Source organism: Pseudomonas sp. B7, from assembly GCF_016735645.1.
Lineage (GTDB): Bacteria > Pseudomonadota > Gammaproteobacteria > Pseudomonadales > Pseudomonadaceae > Aquipseudomonas > Aquipseudomonas glycinae.
The window spans coordinates 764,319-786,044 of the sequence record NZ_JAERRE010000001.1 but is presented as its reverse complement, the minus strand read 5'-3'; the positions used below and the strand labels follow the sequence as shown (position 1 = coordinate 786,044).

Sequence of the window (21,726 nt, the reverse complement as noted above, 5' to 3'; positions counted from 1 at the left end):
TCCGTTCGCAATCAGAGTCCGTGTTCATGTTCCCGATGACCCCCGTCGCGGCTGCGCTTGCGCTGTTGTTGTGTGCTGGCGCAGTAGTGGCTTCCGAACCTGCCGGTACGACGCCGCGTAGTTTGCTCGCGCAAGCCAAAGGCTTGCCGAAAGACTTCGAGGAGCACTTTTTTGATGTCCCTCTGGCTGTTCGGGTCGAACTCGACCATCAGCCGTTGGGCGAAGCGATGATTGTGCTGTCTCGTGATGACCGCCTCACCCTGCTCGAATTCACCGACACCAGCGAGAACCGTTTCGGCGCTGTCGAACGGGAAAAGTGGGCGAGCTATCTCAAGCCCGGCGTGGCGCTGGGATCATGCGCCGGTCAATGCCCCGAGCAAATGCTGGCGGTGCATTACAACCTGGAAAACTCCCTCGTCTCCATCCTGACCGAGAATGCCGAACGCGACGTCGAAGCCAAGCGTTTCTACGACCAGCCGGAAAATGGCAGCACCGGTCTGATCGTGCGTAACCAGCTCAACCTCAACGGCGGCCAGGAGCAGGATCTGGGTGGGCGTTTCGGCCTGGAGGCCAACGGCAGCCTGGGCAACTGGAGCCAGACGTTCAACATGCAGCTGGCCCGTCTCGGTGGTCCGGACGACAAGCTCTATCACGCCGTCTACGAGCTGCATACCCAGCGCGAGCTGCAAGGCAGTTTTCTGCGACTGGGCTATTTCACCCCCACGTCGGAAGGCTTGACCCGTCAGCTGCGCTCATTCGGCACCAGCCCCGATACCACCGTGGGCTTGATGTACGGCAGTTCCGACAGCCTGGCGATCGACCTGCAAAACCCGAGCGTCTACCCGATCTATGTCACCGCCAACCGTCAGGCCTCGGTGGAAATCTACCGCGACGGTCTGCTCATCAACACCCAGTCGGTGCCCGCCGGTTTGCAGACCCTCGATACCCGGCCCTTGCCCGGCGGGATTTATGAAGTGGAAGTGCGCCTGATCGAGGACGGTCAGACGACATCGAGCACCCAGGAGCTGGTCTACAAGCCGAGCAACTGGCGTAACCCCGACGAGCGCTGGCGCTACAACCTGTTTGCCGGTCAGGAAACCAAACTGCTCAGCAACTGGGACAAGCAGGCCAGTGGCGACGCCACCGCAGGGGCTTCGCTCAACTATTTGCTGCACCCGCGGGTCGTCCTCGGGCTGTCGGCGCGTCAGGTTCGGGAAAAGCTGCAATACGGCACCTCCATCGACTGGACCCTGGCCAACAGCACCAGTCTGTACGCCAACTTCTACCAGACCGAAGACCATGGCACCGGCATCGATCTGCAGGGCCTCTACAACTATGGCGCCGGCAGTCTGGTGATCAGTCACAACCGCAGCTGGCTGGACACCACCAATATTTACGACACGCTGCCGGACGGCACGCGCATCCGTCAGCGCAACGTGTTCACCGGGCAGACCAGCAATTCCTCTCTGGCCCTGAACCATCGCGTCAGCCGCAACAGTTCGCTAAATGCCCGGGTTGCCCACAGTGAAGGTAACGTCGAAGGCATTGGCGTCGACCTGGGCTGGACCCAGCGCACGACGGTGTTTGGCAGTGATTCGAACTGGCGGCTGTCGGTGTTCGACCGGCCGGGCAGTTACAGCAGTGGCGATGCGCGCAACCGGGGTATTGATCTGAGCCTGAACGTGGCGCTCGGCGGACCGGGGCAGCAGATTTCCGGCAGCATCGGCACGCGCACCGCACGGGACGGCAGCCGGGACAACAACGCTTCGCTGGGTTACCGCAAAACCCTTGAGGATCACGTGCTGCAAAGCGTGGCGGCGACCATGATCACCGACACCTACGGAATCGGCTTGAACGGTCAGGCTTATTTCAGCACCGACACGGTCAACGGCGATGGTTTCGTCCAGCGCTCGTCCTATAACGGCAATTACACCGGTGGCCTGAACCTCGACAGCACTGTGGCCATCGGTAGGCAGCAGATCGTGATGACCAGCCAGCACCAGGGGCGCGGAGCGGGAATGATCGTGGATGTCGAGTCCGATATCGACGGCATCGCTTTGCGCGCCGACGACTTGAGTGGTGGCAGCGCATCCCTGCGGCCGGGACGCAACTTCATTCCCCTTACGGCCTACAAGAACAGCTCGGTCAGCTTCGACTTCGAAGGCAACGACGTGCCGGCAGCGTCCATCGAACCGCCGCGCGCCCGTTATCACTTGAACAAGGGCGGCGTGGAGTATCGCAAGGTGAAAGTGATGAAAACCCTGACCGTGCTCGGCCGTCTGCTCGACCCCCAGGGGCGACCGCTCAAGGGGCACCACGTCATCAATCACGCCAGCCGCGGGGTGAGCGAAGTGGACGGGTTCTTCTCCATGGAAATGAACGAGGGTTCTCCGACGCTGGAGGTTCGCTACGCGGACCAGTTGCTGTGCCAGTTCCGCCTCGATCCGCAACAGGGGCGAGTGGAGAACAACGTGCTGATGATTGGTGACCTGCGTTGCAGCCCCGACACCCTGGCCGATGCCACATTCACCGAACAGAAGGCGGGCTGAGCGATGAAGAAAACAGCGTGTTGGCTGGGTTTGCTGACAGTGCTGGGCATGTCAGGGGCGCAGGCAGCGAACCAGGAGATCCGGGCGCTGTTCCAGCCCGATCCGTCGCAACCCAATAAAAACGTGTTCATCAACAAGACGCCGAACAGTGGTTATTGCGCCAGTCATCCGGCCCAATGCGCGGACAACAACATGTTCAGTATTCAGGTGCCGATTCGCTTCAGCACCTTCACGCCCATGTTTTCGGGTAACGGCGTGTGGGTAAAAGTGCCGTCCGAATGGCGACAGTTGAACGTGATCAATCATGAAACTCAGCAAACAAGCATCGTTGAAGTCCGTATCAGCGGTATCGGGTCGAAGTTTCAACTGAGTAAACCGGTCACCGAACTGACGGGACAGACCGATGTGCTTGAGGGGCATCGAAAGTTGTGGACCGGCAATTCCTGGGTATACGCACCGCCGCCATGCGAGTACAGCGGCGTTGGCTATTACAGCCCGACCACTTACCAGTTTTTCTGGAAAACGCCGCAGCCGGGAACCTGCATCAAGACGGCGGCGTTCGACGTGGGGCACATGTCCTTCGACTACCTCGATATCGCCTATGAGTTGCGCACGCCTGATCCCTTGAGCATGTCGTCCGGGTTGTACACCGGATCGTTGACCTACAGCGTCGGTCGAGGCAGCGCCGATTTCACGATGGGGCCGTTCATGGGGGCGGATGACGGCAACCTCACGCTGGATTTCGTGCTGGACGTACAGCACACACTGAAGGTGGATCTGCCACCGGGTGGCAACCGGATTACCTTGCAGCCCGAGGGCGGGTGGCAGCGCTGGTTGAATTCAGGGCGGGCCCCGGAACGCCTGTTCAGTGACCAGACCTTCCACATCTCGGCCAGCTCCAGATTCAAGATGTACCTGGAGTGCGGCTCCGGAACGGTAACGGCCTGTGGATTATGGAATGAGGGGACCAACTACGGCACACCGATCATCGTCAGTGTGACCCTGCCCAACGGTTTGACCGACACCAGTGGACGGCCAGTCAAGCGACAGGAACTGTTCCCGCAGGAGTCGAGGGCCATCTTTTTTCAACCGGGAATCTATGTCGATCGCAAGCCCGGAACCCTGCATTTCGAAATCGACAAGGCCAACACCGAACGAATACTCAAGGCTGATCGTGGAAACAGGTATTCCAGTACGGTCGTGGTGATTTGGGATTCGGAAATCTGATCGAGTCACTGTACTCAAATCGAGGTTCTGCTGATGAAACAACTCGTTGCTCTGCTGGTGGCAGGTTTGCTTTTTCAAAGTGCGTACGCCGGTCCGAACATCAATATCGGCGTCGTCTACGACTATCTGGCCGGTGATAAAAGCACGTATCTGAAACGTGTCTACAACAGCGGTGACAGCACGGCATTCGTCAAGATCAATGTGCTGGAAATCATTTACAACGCCGATGGCACATCCTCCGAAGTGCCCGTGAAAGTCCAGGCCGATGCCAGTGCGCGGGACGGTCTGATGGCCAGCCCGGCCCGCTTGATCATTCCGGCCCAGGGCATGCAGGGCACCCGGTTACTGTTTATGGGCGAGCGGGACAAGGAGCGTTATTTCCGGGTGCGGTTCGTGCCGGTGGTGCCGGAAAAGGAAGACGAATTCGCGGTTTCTCAGGAAGAGCGCGAGGACTACAAAAAGACGCTGACGGCGGGCGTGAACGTCATGGCCGGCTTCGGCACCATTTTCTTCGTGCGTCCGGCCAATACGCGTTTCGACAGCGTGATCGAAGACAGTGCCGGTGCTTACAAGGTGCGTAACAACGGCAATACGGTGGTGGTGATCGACGAGTTCAAGAGCTGTTCGAAAACCGATGAAACCGACTGCGAGCCAACTACCAAGCACCATGTCATGGCCGGCAAATCATTCGAATTCGAAAAGAAGCCGGGACGTGAGTACCGCTTCATCCTGGTCGAAGGTGAGGCGAAGAAAAACCTGCGTGTCACCGGCTGACAGCGCCCGAAGGCACAGGCAATTGCTCTTCATTCATGCAAGTAACGGGTATCGGAAAAATGATCAGACAATGGATCGCTCTGACCTCAGCCAGCGGGTTGGCGTTGACGGGCACCTGGGCATTCGCCGCACGCGAGGAAATCGAATTCTTCGTTTCGGTGGATATCCCCACCTTGAACTTCTATGTCATCCCCAGCGAGCCGGACTGGATACATCGTGAACAGCGCCTGCACTGGAATGTGCACACTTCGAAGCTGGGAACGCTGCGTCGCAACTTTGATGTGAAACATGACAGCAGTGCCATAGAAGCACGCCTGGAGAGTTTTCCCTATCTGACCAATGGCCGCGATTCTCGGGAAAACATCAATTTGCGGGTGACATTCAACGGCAAGGAACTCACCAACAATCCGTTCCCCCAACAAGTGGTGTCGGCCGAAGAGGCAAAGCTCGGCGTGCGGGTGCCCCTGGAGATCGAGCCCAGGGAGCAGGCCGGAGGCTACAAGCCGGGTGATTACTACGGCACCGTCAACATCATGTTCAGCGCGGCAGCTCCGGCGGGGTAATTGAAGGACAACCTCAAGCAATCACCACGGCTTTCAGTGCAAGGAAGGGTCAATGGATTTCAGCTTTGGAACAGTCAGGACGTTCGGTAAAGGATGGTTTTTTGTTCACGTGCTCGCAGGAGTGTTTTCGTCCTCGGCGCTGGCGGTCACTCAAGAGATTCGCGCCAGTTTCATTCCCGATCCCGCCAATCCGCAAAACAATCAATTCATCAACCAGACCCCGCAGAGTGGTTATTGCGCCACGTACGTCAATGATTGCAAGGCCTACAACCTGTCCGGTCTACGGTTGCCACTGCGTTTTTCCGCAATCCACGCCATCGAACCCGGAGCGCCCGAACGGGCCGGGGCGACGCTCAAGGCGCCAGCGCAGTGGCGAAGTCTGAACGTCTCGAATGTGGTGACGGGGGAGTCGCATCCCGTGGAAATCCGGATCGGAGCCCTTGGATCGCAATATGTCCTGAGCGACACCGTGACCGATCTGACGGGTGCCTCGAACGATCTGGAGGGACACAATCGATTGTGGGTCGGTGGCTCATGGGGAGGTGCGCCCGGCTCCTGTCAGCATGGCGCGATGGCCACCTACGGGCCTGACAGTTATACGTTTTTCTGGCGGACCCCGAGCGATTCGGCGTGCAGCAAGGCAGCAGCCTACTCCATTCCGTGGATGACCTACGACTACCTGGATCTGGGTTACGAACTGCGCACCCCCGATCCCTTGGTCATGTCGGCGGGGCTGTACACGGGGGAACTGAGTTACTCCATCGCGCCTGGCGGCGACTTTGACATGGGCGACAACATGCTGCCGGACAATTCGAGCCTTACCTTTCGCTTCGTACTGGATGTCCAGCATGTACTCAAGGTCGCCCTGCCGCCGGGTGGCAACAGGATCGAACTGGTGCCGCAGGGCGGCTGGCAGGCCTGGCTTCAGGAAGGACGCCGGCCTGCACGACTGTTCCGGGATCAGACCTTCAACATTTCCGCCTCTTCGAAATTCAAGATGTTCTTCCAGTGCGAGTATGGCGGTATCGGTGCCTGTGCCCTGCGTGATACCGAAACCGGCTCGACGTTCCCGCAGGTCTACCTCAGCGTGAGCCTGCCTCACGGCATCACCGACATGGCCGGTCAACCGGTCAGACAAAGGCCTCTGACGGACGATTCGCAGGGGACGATCTTTCAACCCAAGCGCGTTCTGGAGCGGGCGGCGGGCACCTTGCACTTTGAAATACCGGCGTTCTACGTGGAGCAGATGTTGCAACCCGGCAAGGCCAGACGGTATGCCGGTAACATCACCGTGATCTGGGATTCGGAGGTCTAGGTCGCGCCTGTGCCACGCCCTGAAGGCAGCTGCCTTCAGGGCGTGGCGAGGGTCAGATCCTCGCCCGGCTCATGGCTTCGCGGGTCAGCCTTCTGCTCAGTTCCTTCTCCTGATAGCCGATGTCTCGCAGCAAGCGTTCGTAGGTCTGGTCGCTCATCGGTTCTGGTGTGAAGACTTCCTCCTCGGGTACGGACAGTTTGCGGGCAAGCTCACTGAGGGCATGCCTGCGCAAATAACGTTGCTCCGGCGGCAGGTGTGCCGAACGAACCCAGTCCTCCTGGGCCGAGCGCAGATCCTCCAGCAGATCGAATTTTTCCAGGTGAACACGTTTATTGCTTTCGTATTCTCCAGGCCAGGTCTCACGCAAGTACGCTTCCCAGAACGGCTGCTCGATCATCTGGTTGACCAGACCGTCGCCTGTCTCGCGCTCGATCACTGTGTCGTACGCACGGTCGATGGTCGCGTCATCGACCCCGGCGACCGGGCGAAACTTCATGGCTTCGGACTGCCAGGGCAGTTCCAGGCGTTTGGCCAGACCGGTTTCATAGGCCAGATGCACCTCGACCTCATCGGGGTTGCCCTCGCGCGCCCGGATGTCTGCCCGGGCGATCTCGCCGACTTGTCCAAGGCGCGCCGAGCCCTTGGCCAGCGTTACCAGCTTGCTTTCCAGTTCCGCGCGGTGGGTGGAAAACGAGCGGGCCTCGGAGGCAAGTACCTTGACGCCCATGTTGTTGAACAGTTGGGCGCCGGCATCCTCGCAGCCTTCAGGATCGGTCGACATGAGGAACAGGTCTTCGCGCAGCGGCGTATCGATGTCCATGGCACCTATCATTCGCCATACACGGTCGGTCAACTGGTCCTGCGCCTCTCCCCCCTGCTCGTAATCGGCGGAACGGGTCAGGTCTTGCAGAACCCTGAAAAATCCGTCGGAACCGGGTTCGCTGGCCACCGCATGCCAGGCTTCCGCCCGGTAGGCACCCACGCCCGCCGTTTCTTCCATAAAGGACGTGTCGACAGAGACGGGCCACCGTTCGAGCAGGTCATCGGCGACAGTGGAATAGGTGTCGTGAGGGGCCCTGCCCACCGACGTTCTGTACGCCTCGAATGTGGCGCGCGCGGACGACGACAACCGGTCCCCGTGAAGTCGGGAACGTGCAATCAGCTGCGCTTCATTGGAGCCCAGAGGTACCTGGGGGACATCCCTGATCGTGTTCATCCGCAGGTCCAGAAAGAAGCCTCGAGGCCGGGCCTTCGCAAACAAACCCTCGGGCCAGGCGTCGATATGGGCGTTCACCAGGCTCAACACCTTGAGTCTGGGCATCCGCTCGATATTCGGCGGCGTGCCCAGAGGGTTGTCATCCAGCCTGAGGGTTTCAAGGCGTGTCAGATTACGCAGTTGCTCGAGGGCGGGAGGCGTCAACCGGATCTGATTGTCGTTCAGGCGCAGTGTCTCGAGCAGCCGCATCTTGCCGACGCTTTCAGGGAGTGCGGGCAATCCACAGCCTCTGGCGCTGAACTGACGCAGATGATGAAAGTCCTTGAGCAGACCGTTCGGTGCCGGGGAGAACCGTGAGCCATCCAGGTTCAGGGTCGTGACCTGTTCGAGCCAGGGCTTGAGCTCGCTCGGCATCTCCCGCCACCAACGTTCAAGATCATGGGCGAGAAACTCCTTGGACAGATCCAGCGCATAGCCGCTCTCCAGGCTCGTGGAGCGCTCGCCGAACACTTCGGACTTTCTTTCGAAACACTCCAGCAGCCGGTCGGCGATGAAGCGTCCGCCCTTGCGATGATAGTCCCAGTAGCCTTGAGGCAGGTTGGTATCGGCGGCATCGGGATCCCAATTGCTAAGGTAGCGTTGTCGCCACTGTTCGAGTTCCTGCTTCAACGTCTTGAGCTCGCGTTCAAGCCGATCGATATGCGCATGAGGATCGCCATTGGCATGCAGCGATCGGCTGAAAGCCGCTACTTCGTTTTCGTTGAAATGCGGATAGAGGTTCCTGACTTTTTCTTCCACGGTCCGGGCATCTCTGGACAGTCCCCCTCCGCGCAGCAGCAACTCGGTTTCCAGTGGTACGACCGGGCGGATCGGGGGCCGGGCGAGTAATGTCCTGCGCTCGGCGGGCGCCTGGGTTTTGGCCATCACCCATTGCCTGAACATTTCTCCCTGCCCGGTGCGATAGCCCAGGGCCGCGCGCTTGTCAGCAGGCAGCGCCAGCAGGATGGCCTCATACAAGTCGCCGGCCTCGTGCAGTTTATTGTTCGTGCCGTCGCGCACTTCATATTGGCCATGTTCGTCCCTGATCAACACACGTCGGGTCGTGGCCTCTGTACTGCCTGCGCTGCAGCGTAGCGGACCGTCGTAAGTGCCTTCGCGCACATCCATGCGTAAATCGGCAAACGTGTCGGTATGAAACTTCAGGGCATTGAGGGTCAGGCGTTCGGTGTCGACCCCGCTCAGTGCCGGCTCATGCAAGCCTTCAGCCGCGCGCGCAGCGCTGATCTCAAAAGCGCTTTCCCGGGCCTGGACCTTAAGGCGCAGCGGGATGCGTCGCTCCTCGAGCATGACCTGCTGTTCATCGGGAGTCGCTCTTGTCAGCAGGGTTTCAGCGACCCTGGAAGGCAGTTGCGGATACTGCTGCTGCAGCAGTTGAACCCGGGCATCGCTGTTGTGATCCTTGAGTCGGTACTGGTACTGGAAGATGTCCGGCGTGCGGGTTTCCACGATATCCGCCAGTTGGTTGCGCAAGACCTGTGCCCGCTGGTTTTTCGGATACTGGTTGCCGAGCAAGGTCTTCATATCGGCATCGTCCAGAAAATTCACGAGCCGCTCCGGGAGCTTGCCGGCCATCATGTCGGCCAGGCTGATGCCGAGCGTCTGCCGGTCCGTGGCTTGCCGGTTGCCGTACTGTCGATAACTACCGCTCAGATCGGCATTTTCATAAACCTTCAGGGCTTTGTCGGCCGGCCAGCCGGGCATGTCCGGCACCATTCGTTCAAACCAGTACGAGGCCGGGTCCAGCGACTGCCCCGAGCGGATCAGCCGACCCACGTTTTTGGCCTCATTCCAGGTGTTGAAGCGTGTGAGCGTGTCGGTCAGCAGGGGCGGGGGAGCGGCATTTTCGACGTGCATGCGGCGCAGCGAAGCTTCCGGCGTCCCGCTGATATTGCGCAGGTGATCCTGTTCGGCGGTGGTATAGCCATCGACGCTATGACCAAGGCGTTGCATGAGCCTGGGCCCGTGCCAGTCCTGCGGTTTTTCGCCCTCATGGACCCAGGCTCCCTGACCGTTATGGCGCAGCTCGGGCGAATAGGCGTTTGGGCGTGTCGGGTGGCGAATCCGATGAAGTCCGCTGCGCGGGTCGCGCTGCACTTCGTAGTGCTTGCCCTCGAGTGGCAAAACAATCTTGCCGGCATGCCTGTGCAGCCCCAGTGCATCGGGGCGTGATGTCTTCGGTGGCGCCAGCTGCGGTTGTTCGTAAGGTCTGAGGTCCGGGTGCCAGAGACGGGTTTTGCCGTCGAACGACTGTACCGGTTTCATCCCCTCGACCAAGAGTGACGGTTTGAGCCCCAATGCGTGACCGGTTTCGGAACCGGCGGCAAAGATTTCCAGTTGCAGGACATCGGTCAGGACTCCCACCACATATTCTGCCGCCTCGACCCAATGCCCCTGGATCATGTCCACCACGCTCTCGACGGCGTCGTTGACTATCTGATAAGCGGTATAGGCCATCATCAGTTCGCCCAGTCCCGGAACAAAGGGCGTCATCACCAGTAGCGCGGCATTGAAGATGTCCGAGGCGATCTTCTTGAAGTTCTCCCACCAGGCCCAGCGCGCCTGGCTGTCGGCATCGGCGGTCGATACTGCGAGACCGCGCGCGTCGTTGAGAATTTTATTGAGTCGTTGCTGGTACAGATACGTCCACAGGGGGGCTGTGATCGGCGGTGCGCTGAATTGCAGCTGAGGTTTCTCGACCGGAGTTTCCCGCCAGGACGGTCGCGGATCCCCCGGTTCCCTGGCGTACCACTTGACATACGTCAGGCGCTGCTCGAGCCCGGCGAAAAAGTGCCCGCGCTGTTCCTGATCAACAAACTGGCTGAAAAACTGGCGATAGCTGATACCGGAAGACGGCAGCGTTCTGTTTGCCCGTAACTGGCGTGTCAGCTCGTCCATGAACGCCAGTGTGGAGGCATATTCCTTGAGCGGGTGGTCGGGGTCGTGCGGCACGTAGGCAATCATTTTCCGAGAGTGTTGTGCCTGTGCCGGGTCGGGGCGAATGATCAAGATCCCCGTCAAGGTCAGGTCCATCAGGCCCAGATCGCAGACGCACATGGCCTGACCGTCCAGTACCAGATTCTGCCGGCCCAGCAACAGCTCGCGAATCAATACGTAGGCATCGGGGCCAATGTCCTTTTTGATCTGCGCCATGCGGGCGGCAGCCTTCAGCGCAGCTTGCTGACTTTGCTCGACCCGTGTGCGCAGATAGGTCTCGGCGACTGGCTCCTTGTTCAGCAGGAATGTTTCGAGATGTGCCCTGTACTGGGCCCCGATGTCCAGTTCCCGGCACAGCGTCTGAAACTGGCTGATGCTGATTGTTTTGCCAATCGGCGAGACGTCGAACAAGTCGCGGGCCGCATCGGTTTTGATAATGAATGTTGAGTAGTGTTGATAGGTTTCACCGTGCGCGAAGTTGTGCAGTGCGGCATCGAGCATTGAAACGGTGCGGGCCCGTGACGCTTCCGTGATATCAATCACGTACCAGGGGGTTGTCGCCGCCGCGTAGAGTCTGACGTATGTATTTCTCACATCGACTTCGATATTGAACTGTTCGAGCAACTTCTTCTTCAGCAAAGGCTCGGCAAATGCATAAACGTCCTGCAGGCTCCCGAGCAGTCGATCAATGCGGTTCTGCGCACCCCAGGCGCGACGGTTGTCGGCTGACAGGCGTTCCAGCTCGGTTGCCGGCGCCGTCATCATCCAGGGCTCACGGTTGAACGATGTCTTTCTCAGCGTTCGGGCACGGTGCAACTGCATATCGCGGAATACCGGATCGATGCGCGATTTAATTAAATCGTAATGTTGCCCTTTATATGTGGATGTTGCTGTCATTGTGCAGGCCTTGAACAAGTAATGAATTCTCAGCCTAACGTTCAATGTCTCGATTAATTAGTTTAAATGCCTGTTGTCTCCGTGTCGGGTTGATACGTTAATCATTGAATATTGATATGTATAAAACACATAACTACCGCCCACTATCGGTTCAATCTGAAGCCAGGGCCACGGTCGTTGTCTGCGTGGCACGGCACTGTGAGTCGCTGCCCGGTTGCAGGTAAGGCATCAGAATCGGCGCCATGCCCTTGAGGACCTGTACCGGCAAGGCCGAGGTGAACTTGAAGTTCTCCGCCGAACGCCCCGGCACGAACGCGGTGAGCGTGCCGAAATGGTGGTCGCCGATGTAGAACACGAAGGTCGCCGTGCGGTTGATCGATTTCGAGCTGAGAATTCGCCCGCCGGAGCCGATGGCCTCGATCCGGTTGTCACCGGTACCGGTTTTTCCACCCATGGTCAGCGGTGTTCCATCAGCCAGTTTGAAACTGCCGGAAACACGTTTGGCCGTTCCCGAGTCCACCACCTGCGACAGCGCTTCACGCATCGCCGTGGCCACTTCGGACGGCATCACCCGTTTGCCGACGTGAGGATCATTGACCAGTTTCGTTTCGTAAGGCGTGCCGGCGGCAAAGTGCAGACTGTCGATGCGCAGGGTCGGCATGCGCACACCGTCGTTGAGGATGGTGCCGATCAGTTCGGCCAACGCCGCGGGGCGGTCGCCGGAGCTGCCGATGGCGGTGGCCAGCGACGGCACCAGGTGATCGAACGGATAGCCGACTTTCTGCCAGCGCTGATGGATCTCGAGGAACGCCTCGATCTCCAGCATCGTGCGGATGCGACTGTCACGGGCACCCTTGTGCCTGCTCTTGAACAGCCAGCTGTAGACTTCCTGACGCTCGAACTGGCTGGCCTTGACGATGTCCTTGAAGGTCGCGTCGGGGTGGTTGAGCAGGTAGCCGATCATCCACAGGTCCAGCGGGTGAACCTTGGCGATGAAGCCCTGATCCGGTAGGTCGTAGGTGCCGGGACCGTAGGCCAGATACAGCCGTTCCAGGCGTTCGTCGGTGAGTTTTTCGGTGATTTTGACGCCCTTGAGGTGCGAGCGCACAAAGGTGTTGAAGTCTTCCTGGCTGGCGTTGGGCAGCAGGTAACGGTGCACGGCGGCCATGCGGATCGGGGTCGGGCGCATGCTGTCGAGGAAGGTGTCGAGCCGGGCCTGGGTGTCCTTGTTCCGGTACTTTTTCCAGAACTTGAGCAGGAACGAGGTGCCCTCTCGGTCGGCAAACGAGGCGAGGTATTCCTGACGTCTTGGGTCGCGGTCGTCCTTGAGCAGTTCGGCGCTGTTGTTGGGACCTGAGTAGGTGGTGTAGCGCACCAGATCGCGCATCAGGCGAATGAACGGCAGGTTGATCGATTCGCGCAGGGCATCGCGCAGCGTCGGCAGGCGACCGTTGTCTTCCTTGCGAAAGTTATGGAACACATGCAGGCCGCCACCGGTGAAAAACGCCTCGCCAGGACTGGCCGAGTATTTGCGGTCGAGGGCGGAGGAGAGCATCTTCGACAGGTCGTGATCCTTGTTCTGGATCAGGTAGTCGATCACCCACTGGCTCAGGCGATCCTGATCCGGTACCTCGACTTTCTTCAGTTCCGGCACGCTCATGGCGCCGTACTTGTCATGCAGCTCCGCGATGATTTGCAGGTAGGTGGTGAGCACCCGCATCTTGGCGGTGGAGCCCAGTTCCAGTTTGCTGCCCTCATTGATGTCGAACGGCTGATCAGTGCTGTCGGTCTGCACCCGCACGCGTGAACCGTCCGGGGTCAGCTCGAACAAAGTGAAGCTGTAGCGCACCTGAGTGGTGCTGGTGGGCGTCAGGAGGCGTTCGCCCATCAGGCCGATTTCAGCGGCATAGGCCGGGTCGGCCAGTCGTTTCAGGTATGCAGTGGCCTGGGTTTGCAGCTCGCCTTGCAGGGTGCTGGTAGCGGACAAGTCGAGGCGGTCAAGGTCGTACAGCGGACGGTTGAGCATCGACGCCAGCCGGCTGCGGGCGACACTGATGCCCTTGTTGGTTTCGATCGGCTGAATCGTCGGCTGGGTCTGCCAGTCGCGGTAGCTGATGGTGCTGGCCAGCGCGGCATCGGCCAGGGCAGCGTCGATCACGCCGTTCTGCTTGAGCAGGCGCAAGTGGCTGTTGGTCAGTTCGACCAGTTCTTCACGACCCTTGGTCAGGTAATGCGAAGGGCGGCGCTGGGCGATCATCAGCGAGAGCATCTCGCGCAGGGCCAGGCCCTTGTCCGCCATGGATTTCGGATCGGTGGCGGTACTGGCGAGTGTTCGGTTGGCCTCGTTGAAGTCGGCGCCATACCAGACCCGCAGGCCCTCGGCCATGCCATGTACCTCACCATGCCCCGGCACCGCCGACAGCGGCACGCTGTTGAGATAATCGCGAACGATGTTCTGCCGCGCCGGCAAGGTGTCCGGGCCACCCTGATAGGCGCGCACGCTGGCGGAAATCATCTGGCGGATTTTCTCCGCGCCGGACACCGTCAGGCCATCGGGTGAATGGCGGTATTTCTCCAGTTGCGTGGCCAGGGTACTGCCACCGGCCGACTGCCCCGGCAAGTGCAGCAGCTTGGCAACTTGCGACCACGCGGCCATGCCGAAGCGCGGCCAGTCCACCGCCGGGTTGGCCATCGGTTGTTTTGGATCAAGTAGAAAACGGTTTTCGATGAACAGCAGGCTGTTGACCACCACCGGCGGGATCGAATCGAAACTCGCGTACAGCTGCTGCGGATAGTTGTACTGATACAGCGGCGCGGCGCGGCAATCGGTGATCGACAGCCCGGCCTGGATCTTTTCGGAATAGGGCACGAACAGGCCCTTGTCGGTGTAGTTGAGCAGGGCCGGGGAGAAGCGCGTCTGCTCGGTGATCACGTAGTTGCGCTTGATCAGCCGCGGCAGGAACTCGTCCAGCGAGCTGTAGCCCAGACGCAGATCGAACGGCCCGTTGCCCGGATAGCGGATCGCTTCGCTGGGCCCCGGTTGCAATTCGTACTTGAGTTTGGCGGCGTACTGGCTGACCTCGCGGGACTGAAAACGCGAGGTGCGCATTTCCTTCATCGCGGCCAGGCCCACGACAATCGCGATGATCACCAACAGGAGCCAGAAAGCCTTCCACCCATGCCGGTTGCGACGGGGTTTCTCAGGTACAGGCGCTTCATCCACACGTTCAGTCGGAACCACTTTTTCACTCGAATCGGTTTGCCACAAAGCGCCCATAGTCGATTGATCCATTCACGCAGATTGATCGGACTTGACTGAAGCTTAGTCGCTGGTTGGCGTCGGTGAAAAAATTGTGAAGGTCATCGAGCGGTGACAGGACCGAGCGACGGGGCGGTGAGGATCCGAAGCGCACAGGTATCGTCGCGCCTGTATCGGGAAACATAACAAGGTGAGCAAAAAGCTTCTGACTGACGCTCGCCAATCTGAAAAAAGTTGTCTGGATTTGCAATTGGTTGATGTTTTTTTCAAGTGTCAAATTCAAGTTGAGTGATGTTTATTAAAGTCTCATTTCTTGATTTGGAGTTGCATCGTGGGTACGTACTTCCGGTCTTTTGCACGCTTCGCGCCTGCAGTAGTTAATAATCTTGAAAGTTTAAACGATGAGTATTCCGAGGTGGTGCTGGCAGCAACTCCACCTGCGCTTGTTAATATGTCGAAGTCCAATCTTGAGATGTTGAAAAAGATTACGCCGTCGAGACCTGATTGGCTGACAAGCGCGTCGCCTCAACAACTGGCGGAGGCACGCAGGGCCATAGAGGAAAGCGTGGCCGCGCATACTGCTTTCAGTGACCTGATGGACCAGGTCAAGTCCCCGGAGGCGTTCGCCGAGCCACTGCTCAGGGCGAAGCTGAAGGGCGAGACGGGATCTGATATCGAGGTGCAAAGCTTGTGGCTGGCTTTCTCTCCTTCTTCGATATCCCCTTCGCGTCCGCCGACTGAACGTTATACGTTTTTGCAAGCTGCCCTTCATAACTTCGATGAAGCAGAAACGGACTTCAGGTCATTTTCCCGTATCGGCTGGGAAGGCGATCAACCGACCGATAGGAGGATCAGTGCGCTTCGTTTCATCGAATTGTGTCGAGAGCTGGATGTCGGCCGGCTTTATCAGGCCCATATCCGGCAAGCACTGAAGCTGGATGATGCGACGGGTCTTAAAGCGCTGAGTGATGCCTTCACTGCTTATCAGAGCGCTTCGTTGAAAGCGTCAAGTCATGTTGCTGTGCTCAAGGGCGATATTGAGGCCAGACATCATCGGGCCCTGCTTGAAGTGGCAAACGGCAAAAAAGATGTGAAGGTCGACGGCAAGTCGCTCTGGTATCGCGGCATGAGCTTCATGAATATGCCATTGCACGGTTGCGCGATTTTCGAGATTGCCGATCCGGAAGACGATAGCGTTCTCGATAAATTGCTGCCAACAGTTGATGGATTCTGGCCAAACGACTTGATCGCCTGGATTCCGGATGATCCCGATCATCCGCTGAAACTTTATCCGAAGTTGACGGCACTCAAGACTCAACTTGTCAGCCAGTTTGTGCGCAAGTCCCAGGATGAAAAGGCCGACCCGCAAGCACCGACCGACTATCAGGTGTTTTTTAGCCGCTTCGTAAAACATAAAGACCGGCCGAAGTTTTTTTCCAGCTTTACCGAACTCGTCACTGCGAACGATCCGAGAACCCGTCGTCAAAAAAAGGCGCCGGACTTTCTCCTGCAGGAGCTGATAGTGAGCCCTTCAGGCGATCGCTGGGATACGAGCCTCGACATCTGGCAGGTGTCTTTCAGACGCTTCAGGCATCGATTACTGGCTGATGCACGCAGTGCCGCTGTGCCTACCGCTGACGCTGATGCTCGCGGGCGCCGTGCCTGGTTTGCACAACTCCTGGACATTGGTTTGATGGCGTTGAACCTGCTGTCCTTCACGGTACCCGCAGTCGGAGTTCTGATGCTCGGCGTCACGGCGATCCAGCTGATGGATGATGTTTTGGAGGGGCTTGAGGATTTGAGTCTCGGCGACCGGGAAAATGGCTGGCGGCTGATCAACGGGGTTCTGGAGAATGTGGCGATTGCGGCGGCTGGGGGCGCGTTGACAGGGAGCATTGCATCGGGAGGCCGCACGGAGTTCTTGCCGATCAAACTTGAGAGCGGACAGAAACGTTTGTGGAAACCAGACCTGACGGAGTACCGGAGCAACGTGTCGCTCGCCGATATCGAGCCCAATGTTCGCGACCAGTTTCTTGTCGCGAACAAACTGTATGTGCGTGTCGAGGGGCACGTTTATGAAAAACGTTTCGATCCAGCAACCAACACCTGGCGCATCATCCACCCCCGCAATGCCAGCGCGTATCAGCCTTTCCTTACTGAAAACATGAACGGCTGGAGCCACAGTCCGCATCGGCCCGTACCGGTGCTATCGCCCGAATCCGCATCTGACGCATCCGTTTACGGTCCGCTTGTAACAGGCGAAGCGGCTTCGCTGGATGTCGCTGCCGCACATCCCGCTGCGGCGTCGGGCATCGATAATCGATTCAATGCCCGATATGCAGTCGAGGAGTCACTGATTCTGGGCCTTCAACCGAGCAAAGGCATTTACCGCAGTGTCGACGGACAATGGTGTTACATCCGCAATATCGACGACAGTGGGGTTGTGGCGGTGTATCAGATTCGTGATGCGTTCAATCTCAATGCCGAGATCGTGGACGTCAACATTGTCGATCCGCAGAGCAATCGGGCGACGGAGCTGCGCCTGCGGGAAGTAGCGCCCGACCGATGGCAGCCTCTGTCATTGAGAGGGGGCGCCAGGTCTGACAGTTCACTGGCTGACGGTCCTTCCTTCTTGCGCAAGCGACTGCCCAATGGTTTGTGGGAGCCGGAAATCGAAGTGGTTTCCAGCGCCGACGTGAGGCACCTGCCATTTGATTGGGGGGAGATGCATCAGCTTCCCTATTCCATCGAACCGACCAGCATTCATCAGGCGCTTGAGATGCCCGAGTTGGGTCGACTGCCCATTGCAACCGATCTGATGGAAGAAATCACGGGGGGATTGTCGAAGGGGACTGCGTCGCAACTCGACATGCGAAAAGGCGGGGGCAGCTTCCTGTTTACCATGCAGCGCATGAAGTATTCAGGTGCCGTGGAAGGGGAGTTCAATGCACTCAAAGTCCTCGATCTTGAGGCGGGTGATCTCCCTGAGCGTACGAACGCGATTTCCGCATACTGGTCGCCGCAGGGAGGTTACGTCGATATCCCCGTTCACCCTGGATGGGCGCAACCGGATCATGTCTTCACACCCGGTTTCAGCGGTTGCTCCCTGGTGGTGGATCAGATGGATGAAAACCTGCTTCGGGTCCGGCATGTCGAGGGCGGCAAGGAAGCTGCCCAATACAACGATCTGGCCCGGGAAGAGCATGGATGGGGACTGAGTGTCGCCATGGAGTATCCGGACTACGGACTCCGTCTGGACCAGAACGGCAATCCCGACTCGATCCTGACGGGCTTCGCCTTCATGAGGTACGACCGAACGGCTCGCGTCTGGAAACTGCACTATCAATCCAATCAGGGGGCGACCGCCATTGCCCGCTATTCGATGGCGCAACCGGGCTGGTTTTCCCGTCCCGATACGCTGGCTCGAGTCTTTGGCCGGACGAAAGTCTGGAGGGTCGAGACCCGGCCAGTGACGACCATCGAAAGGTCTGTCGCACCGGCCGGCCTGTGACGTTGCACCATTGCTGTGCAATACTCGGCGCCCATTTGCGCGGTGAATAATCCTCGAAATGCAGGATGGTTTGTCTCGTAAACCTGTTAATTGACGAGGTTTACGTCTGAATCAGATGCCTTATAGAGTGAAAAAACCTGTCGCAAGCTTTTTATACTGCACGCCCCGCTGATCCCGCAGGTTGCTTCTGCGGGACGGTTCTGCCCACGAAGCAGGGCCGGTATTTACCCAGGCGCAGGCTTATCGGCCGACGCTTGAACACTCGGTGGTCACATCCAATAACAAGACGAGGAAGTCCCCCATGCCAGTCGGCAATCACCCGCCCCATGGCGAAACCGCTCAAGGCGGTCCGCTCAAACGCGAACTCGGTGAACGGCATATTCGCCTGATGGCGCTCGGCGCCTGCATCGGTGTCGGTCTGTTTCTCGGTTCGGCCAAGGCCATCGAAATGGCCGGCCCGGCGATCATGCTGTCTTACATCATCGGCGGTCTGGCGATCCTGGTGATCATGCGCGCCCTCGGCGAAATGGCCGTACACAACCCGGTCGCCGGCTCCTTCAGCCGTTACGCACAGGATTATCTCGGCCCGCTGGCGGGCTTTCTCACCGGCTGGAACTACTGGTTCCTGTGGCTGGTGACCTGCGTCGCCGAAATCACGGCGGTGGCGGTGTACATGGGCATCTGGTTCCCCGATGTCCCGCGCTGGATCTGGGCGCTGGCGGCGCTGGTCAGCATGGGCTCGATCAACCTGATCGCGGTGAAAGCCTTCGGTGAGTTCGAGTTCTGGTTCGCCCTGATCAAGATCGTCACCATCATCGCCATGGTGCTCGGCGGCATTGGCATCATCGCCTTCGGTTTCGGCAACGACGGTGTGGCACTGGGGATTTCCAACCTGTGGGCCCACGGCGGCTTCATGCCCAACGGTGTGACGGGCGTGCTGATGTCCCTGCAAATGGTGATGTTCGCCTATCTGGGCGTGGAGATGATCGGCCTGACCGCCGGTGAAGCGAAGAACCCGCAGAAGACCATCCCGAATGCGATCGGCTCGGTGTTCTGGCGGATCCTGCTGTTCTACGTCGGCGCGCTGTTCGTGATCCTGTCGATCTACCCGTGGAACGAAATCGGCACCCAGGGCAGTCCGTTCGTGATGACCTTTGAGCGTCTGGGCATCAAGACCGCCGCCGGCATCATCAACTTCGTGGTGATCACTGCAGCGCTGTCGTCGTGCAACGGCGGCATCTTCAGCACCGGTCGCATGCTCTACAGCCTGGCGCAAAACGGCCAGGCGCCGGCCGGTTTCGCTCGCACCTCGAGCAACGGCGTACCGCGTCGGGCACTGCTCCTGTCGATCTTCGCGCTGCTGCTGGGCGTGCTGCTCAACTATCTGGTACCGGAAAAAGTCTTCGTCTGGGTGACGTCCATCGCCACCTTCGGCGCGATCTGGACCTGGGTGATGATCCTGCTGGCCCAGCTGAAATTCCGCAAAGGCCTGAGCGCCAGCGAACGGGCGGGCCTGAAGTACAAGATGTGGCTGTTCCCGGTCAGCTCCTATCTGGCGCTGGCGTTCCTGGTGCTGGTGGTCGGCCTGATGGCGTACTTCCCGGACACTCGCGTGGCGCTGTATGTCGGCCCGGCGTTCCTGGTGCTGCTGACCGTGTTGTTCTACGTGTTCAAGCTGCAACCGAAGGATTCGGTACAGGGCGCGATGCGTTCGGCTTCGTAATTCGTTGTCGCTGAAACCTGAAAGCCCCGGTCGAAAGTCCGGGGCTTTTTCATGGGTGTGAGTTGATGCCGCTGGTCTGAAATCAGCGCAAAAAACGACTTCTGATTCAGAGTCATGTTCGAAGGTTTATCTACTTCGTTTCCAGCGCAGCCGTGAACAGAGGCGCAGTATGAGGATCAGCGATTTTCTCGTACGAGAACTCGGCCGCCGTCAGGTCGTGCTGTTCTTCCTGCTTGCCACAATGCTGTACATCCTGCCGCTGATCCTCGCTGACTTCCCCTACATCGATGACAACTGGCGCACGCTGGCAGCCGGCAACGCCTGGGCCGGGCAGGGGCGGTTGTTCATGGACTGGCTGTATCAGGCGCTGACCTTTACCGGCGCTGCACCGAACATTTTTCCATTACCGCTGTTGCTCGCCACCGTAGCGATGTCGTTCGCTCTGACCCGGCTGACCTTCCACTATTTTCCCGAACCGACGGTGGCCTGTTGCCTGGTGCCCTTGCCGCTCTGGTACAACCCGTTCCTGTTGCAGAACCTGTCCTATCAATACGACGGGGCCGGCATGGCACTGAGTCTGGTCGCGGTGATTTACGCGATCACTTTTTGCGGCGCTTCACGCATTCAGCGATGGCTGGTGCCGTCGGCGTTGCTGGCGCTGGCGATCGGGCTGTATCAGATCAGTCTCAATGTGTTTCTCGGTCTGTGCTGCCTGGAATTGCTGCGCAATGTCCATCGGCGAGTACCGTGGTCGGAGCTCTGGCACCAGTCAGGCTGGCGGCTGGCGCAACTGCTGCTGGCAGTGTTGATTTACAGCGTCACGGCCTATCCGTTCACTGACCACGGACGCACGCAATTGCTGAAGGCAAGCGCTGATCCGTTGCTGCAGATCGGCATCAATATCGCTCGGGTGATGGAGAAGGTAGCGCTGCTGTTTCACGGCGGTTACACGGCGGTTTTTATTGCGCTGGTGCTGTGTGCTGTGATCGGCGCCGTGCAGTTGGGGCGGCAGATTCGCGAGCGCCACCTGTCGCGCGCCAAGGGCTTGCTGCTGAGCTTCAGCTGCCTGCTGGCAATGCCGCTGATTGTGCTGCTGGTGCCGGGCATGACGCTGCTGTTTCGCGACTTCAATGAAGGCGCGCGCACCCTGATGGGGTTCGGCGTGCTGCTGATGTTGCTGTTCTATCTGGCCTATGTCGGATTGACGTCGCTGCACTCGCGATTGCCCCTGTTGTTGGCAATTCCGCTTCTGGCAACCTTGTCGCTGTCCTTCGCTTACGGGCGGGTGCTGATGATGGAAAAAACCTTTGCCAATAGCGCCCTGTTCAGCCTCAGTCAGGACATTTCCTCTCATCGCGAACTGCGCGAAGCCAAACGTATTTACCTGTCGGTCACTTACTCCGACCGTTGGCTGGCGGGTGCGGAGGGCACCTTCAAACAGCTACCGGTGCTGCGCTATCTGTTGAACATCGACTACTTCATGCTCGCCGAAAACCTGCCGTCGGCCGGCATCACCAACGTGGTTGCAGAGCGCGAACGGCGCAATGCCACCCGCGTCGGCTATCAGGGGTTTCCAGCCTTGGTGGATCGCCTCTATTACCGCATCTATCTGACCGGCGATTACGGTTTCATCGTCATGAAAGAGCCGCCCCATGGTCGGCTCTTGAGTTGGTGAGTATCCGAGGTGCTATGCCCTGA

At 59.0% G+C, this 21,726-nt stretch carries 10 protein-coding genes; 8 read left to right on the top strand and 2 right to left on the bottom strand.

Features of this window, described 5'->3' with window-relative positions; all coding sequences use genetic code 11:
- Window positions 1-26 precede the first annotated feature (26 nt).
- The 5 genes from JKA62_RS03680 to JKA62_RS03660 are packed head-to-tail and all read left to right on the top strand — an operon-like array spanning window position 27 to window position 6,428.
- Window positions 27-2,549 (top strand): CS1-pili formation C-terminal domain-containing protein, encoded by a 2,523-nt coding sequence (locus JKA62_RS03680; protein WP_041475422.1) that lies wholly within the window; start codon window positions 27-29, stop codon window positions 2,547-2,549.
- Window positions 2,550-2,552: 3 nt separating this feature from the next.
- Window positions 2,553-3,776 (top strand): hypothetical protein, encoded by a 1,224-nt coding sequence (locus tag JKA62_RS03675; RefSeq protein ID WP_011335781.1) that lies wholly within the window; start codon window positions 2,553-2,555, stop codon window positions 3,774-3,776.
- 33 nt (window positions 3,777-3,809) lie between these two features.
- The gene (locus JKA62_RS03670) at window positions 3,810-4,550 is read left to right on the top strand and encodes a molecular chaperone (RefSeq protein ID WP_201816410.1); all 741 of its coding nucleotides are present in this window, start codon (window positions 3,810-3,812) and stop codon (window positions 4,548-4,550) included.
- 59 nt (window positions 4,551-4,609) lie between these two features.
- Window positions 4,610-5,113 (top strand): CS1 type fimbrial major subunit, encoded by a 504-nt coding sequence (locus tag JKA62_RS03665; protein ID WP_011335779.1) that lies wholly within the window; start codon window positions 4,610-4,612, stop codon window positions 5,111-5,113.
- 52 nt (window positions 5,114-5,165) lie between these two features.
- Window positions 5,166-6,428, top strand: a complete 1,263-nt coding sequence (locus JKA62_RS03660; RefSeq protein WP_011335778.1) for a hypothetical protein — start codon at window positions 5,166-5,168, stop codon at window positions 6,426-6,428.
- 52 nt (window positions 6,429-6,480) lie between these two features.
- Here the strand turns inward: JKA62_RS03660 and JKA62_RS03655 are convergent, their stop codons facing one another.
- Window positions 6,481-11,535, bottom strand: a complete 5,055-nt coding sequence (locus tag JKA62_RS03655; protein WP_050761172.1) for an NEL-type E3 ubiquitin ligase domain-containing protein — start codon at window positions 11,533-11,535, stop codon at window positions 6,481-6,483.
- 151 nt (window positions 11,536-11,686) lie between these two features.
- Window positions 11,687-14,812 (bottom strand): transglycosylase domain-containing protein, encoded by a 3,126-nt coding sequence (locus JKA62_RS03650; RefSeq protein ID WP_041475421.1) that lies wholly within the window; start codon window positions 14,810-14,812, stop codon window positions 11,687-11,689.
- Between the two features lie 313 nt (window positions 14,813-15,125).
- Here JKA62_RS03650 and JKA62_RS03645 point away from each other — a divergent pair, with 313 nt between their 5' ends.
- From JKA62_RS03645 to JKA62_RS03635, 3 genes are all read left to right on the top strand, one after another.
- The gene (locus tag JKA62_RS03645; protein ID WP_146615284.1) at window positions 15,126-18,305 is read left to right on the top strand and encodes a dermonecrotic toxin domain-containing protein; all 3,180 of its coding nucleotides are present in this window, start codon (window positions 15,126-15,128) and stop codon (window positions 18,303-18,305) included.
- A 301-nt stretch (window positions 18,306-18,606) separates the two neighbouring features.
- Window positions 18,607-20,028 (top strand): amino acid permease, encoded by a 1,422-nt coding sequence (locus JKA62_RS03640; protein ID WP_011335773.1) that lies wholly within the window; start codon window positions 18,607-18,609, stop codon window positions 20,026-20,028.
- A 169-nt stretch (window positions 20,029-20,197) separates the two neighbouring features.
- Window positions 20,198-21,703, top strand: a complete 1,506-nt coding sequence (locus tag JKA62_RS03635) for a glucosyltransferase domain-containing protein (RefSeq protein ID WP_011335772.1) — start codon at window positions 20,198-20,200, stop codon at window positions 21,701-21,703.
- Window positions 21,704-21,726: the final 23 nt, after the last annotated feature.